General features: G+C 62.3%; 3 protein-coding genes. All 3 read left to right on the top strand.

Annotated features, from left to right (window positions below; all coding sequences use genetic code 11):
- Positions 1-326 (top strand): type IV secretion system protein VirB3 (locus APM_RS19105; protein ID WP_007425037.1); only part of this gene is annotated, 326 nt, incomplete at its 5' end.
- Positions 316-2,709, top strand: coding sequence for a VirB4 family type IV secretion/conjugal transfer ATPase (locus APM_RS19100; protein WP_039889301.1), 2,394 nt, complete (start codon positions 316-318; stop codon positions 2,707-2,709). The genes APM_RS19105 and APM_RS19100, both read left to right, overlap by 11 nt.
- Positions 2,710-2,718: 9 nt before the next feature.
- Positions 2,719-3,477, top strand: a complete 759-nt coding sequence (locus APM_RS19095; RefSeq protein WP_007425035.1) for a type IV secretion system protein — start codon at positions 2,719-2,721, stop codon at positions 3,475-3,477.
- Positions 3,478-3,551 lie beyond the last annotated feature (74 nt).

Here is a 3,551-nt window from a genome sequence, read left to right as displayed (position 1 = left end):
AGCGGCAGCGCGATCCGCTATTTGTCGCCGCGACAAGGCCCGCGCTGTTTCTCGGGCTGCCGATCGAGATGGCCGTGGTGATCATCATGATCGGCGCCATGATCGTCATCTTTGGACACAATCCCTTTTATCTGACGCTGGTACTGCCGCTCTGGTTCGGGGCGCGCTGGCTCGTTCGATACGACTACAACGCTCCCCGTGTGGCCTGGCTGTGGTTCCGCACCAAGGCCACCGGCGCCGGTGAAAATCAGGCTTGGGGCGGGGCGTCCCCCGCGCCGTTCCCGATGAAGGTCCAGCAGGGCAGGGGGATGCGCAATGCCGGGTAATCGAATCAGGGCGGAACGCAGCGCTGAACGCTATTTGCCGTATCTCGGACATGTTCGGCCGGACATCCTGCTCATGGATGACGGCAGCGTTCTTGCCATGGCTGAAATCCCCGGCGCTCCCTATGAGCTGGCAGCCGATGCAGATCGCGCCGCGAGCCTGGTCACGGTCAATGCGCTCTGCAAGAACGTCGCAGATGACAATGTGACACTGCACTCGGCCTTCGTCCGCGGACCTGGGGCGGGGCAACTCGCACACGCGGTTATGCCCAATGAGTTCGCGGCTTCGCTCGATCGCGCCTATCGCGAGCGCGTCCTTGCTGGGCGCCTCTATCAAAACACCTGGTATCTGACGGTGGTTGTCTCCCCTCGCAATCCGCTGGGCGGCAAGGGGGGCGGCGCCACGGCCTCCCTATTCGGTGGCAAACGAGAACGCCAGAAGCCTCACGCCACCGCCGAGGGCATCCGCCAGCTAGAGGAGGTTTGGCAAACAATCAGCCAAACCCTCGCCCCCTATGATGTTCGCCGGCTGGGCCTGCGGCCAGCCGCCAATGGCCAGTTCTATTTCAGCGAAATCGCCGAGGCGCTGCGCCTGATCCTGACGGGCACGGCGGCGCCGGTGCCCCTGGTCAGCGGCCCGCTCGGTGCCGCCCTCTACACCGATCGCGCGATCTTCGGCCGCCGCGCCTTTGAACTGCGCGGGCCGGGGGTGTCTCGGTTCGGCGCGATCTTCGGTTATCGCGAATATCCGTCTGAGACCTATGCCGGCATGTATGATGGGGTCTTTTCCCTGCCGTGCCCGGTGGTGATGGTCCATACTTTCGACTTTCACGCTCGGCACACCTCTGAAAAACGGCTTGGCCTGAAAGCCGCCCAGATGACGGCTGCGAATGACAAAGCCAAGTCGCAGATCAGCGACCTTGCGGACGCACAAGATCATCTCGCCTCGGGCAAGATCGCCATGGGCGAGCACCATTTCTCGCTGACGGTCTATGCGGACACGATCGAGGAGCTGGATCGGCTGTCCGGCTTAACCCGCACGGTGATTGCCAATAGTGGCGGCGTCGTCGCGCAAGAGAATGCCGGGCTGGAAGCCGCCTATTTCGCGCAACTGCCGGGCAACAGAAAGTGGCGTACCCGCCCGGGGACCATCACCACACGGAATTTCGCGGCCTTCTCCGGCTTCGAGGCTTTTCCGCGCGGCCAGCGTGCCGGCAAGTGGGGGCCGGCCATGGCGCGCTTCCGCACCACGGCGGGCACGGCCTATGATTACGTGCCCCATGTCGAGGATGTCGGCATGACGGCGATCTTCGGGAAGATCGGCCAGGGCAAAACCACGTTCATGCTGTTCCTGCTGGCGCTATTCCCGCAATATTTCGCGGCGCGCAACGGCGCGGTGGTGTTCTTCGACAAGGACCGGGGCGGCGAGCTCCTGTGCCGTGCTGTCGGCGGCCGTTATCTGGTGGTGAGGGCAGGGCGGGATAGCGGCCTGGCACCCCTCAAGGCGCTCGACAACACCCCGGAATCTGTTGCGTTCCTTGTTCAGTGGCTCACCGCCCTGATCCAGCAAGACGGGCACGGCCCGCTCCCGCCCGAGGATGACGCCCGCCTGACCCGCGGCGTTCAGGCCCTGCTGCGCCTGGCCCCGGAAATGCGCTCGCTGGCCGGGCTGCGTCAGTTCCTCGACTGGCGCAATCCGATGGGGGCAGGCGCGCGCCTCGAACGCTGGTGCAAGGGCGGGTCGCTCGGCTGGGCCTTTGATGGCGAACGTGATGACGTGTCGCTGGATGCAACCACGGTCGGCTTTGATCTGACGGCCATCCTCGACAACGGGACCGTCTGTGCTCCGGCCGCGAATTACCTGCTCTATCGCATCAGCCAGGCGCTCGATGGCCGCCGCTTTGTGTTGTCCTGTGACGAGTTCAATTTCTATCTGCTCAATCCGCTGTTCGCCAAAATCTGGGCGGATTTCATGCTCACCGTCCGCAAGAGCAACGCCGTGGTGCTTCTGGCGACGCAGGAGCCCGCGCCGGTGCTCGATTCACCGCAGGGCGATAGCATCTTGCGCCAGTGCCAAACCCTCGTGTTCTGCCCAACGCCTGGCGCGGAAGAACATCTCTACCGCAAACGGCTCAACTTCACCGCCGGCGAGTTCCGCGCCATTGCCGAGGACATGCTGCCCAACTCACGGCAACTGCTCATCAAGCGGCATGGCGGCTCCGCGATCATCGATTTCGACCTTTCCGCTCTGCCTGAGTTCGTCGCGATCCTGTCGAGCCGCAAATCCTCGGTTGGGTTTGTCGAACAGCTACGCGCCACCCACGGCGACGATCCGGCGGCCTGGCTGCCGGCGTTCATGGCGCGGTTCCACGAGGAAGTTGAATAGGAGGACCAAATGCTCAAGCCCTCTCGCCGGCTCGGAATCGCCAGCGCGATCACCATCCTCGGCTTTGCTTCACCCACCCTGGCACAAGTCCCGGTAATCGATAGCGCCTCATTGGCGCAAATCGTCAACCAGCTAAACGAGGCAAAGCAGCAATATTCTGAACTCGTCAGCCAATATAATGAGCTGAAATCGACCTATAACGCGCTCTCGCAGAACGTGAATCCGAACCAATGGGCGCAACAGCTCGATCAATCGGCCATGCAGGACACGGTGCCCAACACCAGCATCTTGCCAAACATGCTTGACGGGATCAGTCCACCCTCCTCGCTGAGCGGAAATGTCGGCTCGCTCGCGCAACAATATTACAATATGAACAAGGTCTATATCCCGGCCGGCTCGGATTTCGGTTCAAAGCAGATCCAACAGGGCGCGAATGAGACCGCGAATTTCGAGGCGATCGCCACGCAAAACCTGCAATCGCTGGAAGCCCGCGAGCAAGAGCTGCCGCAGATTCAGAGCCAGCTGAACAGTGCCACGACGATTCAGCAAGTCGCCTCAATCCAGGCCCGCCTCTCCGCCGAACAGAACTATGTCCAGGCCCAACAGGCCCAGGCGCAAAACCTGCAACTATTGGCATTCGAGCAGAACCGCGCAGGCCAGGAAGCAGCCGCACAAGAAAACGCACAGGGCGACGAACAAACGCTCTCAACGCTGTGCAGCGATGCTCAAACTCTCGGCGGGGAGCCTTCGGCATGTCAGGGACAATGAAACTCATCATCTACGCCCTGATTGGTGCCGGCGTGATCGCAGGTGGAGGCGCCTACTACGTGTACGTCATTGCT

The sequence above is a fragment of the Acidiphilium sp. PM genome (assembly GCF_000219295.1).
GTDB classification, from domain to species: domain Bacteria; phylum Pseudomonadota; class Alphaproteobacteria; order Acetobacterales; family Acetobacteraceae; genus Acidiphilium; species Acidiphilium multivorum.
Note: the sequence above shows the minus strand (reverse complement) of the source record. Positions and strands in the feature narration are given on the sequence as shown.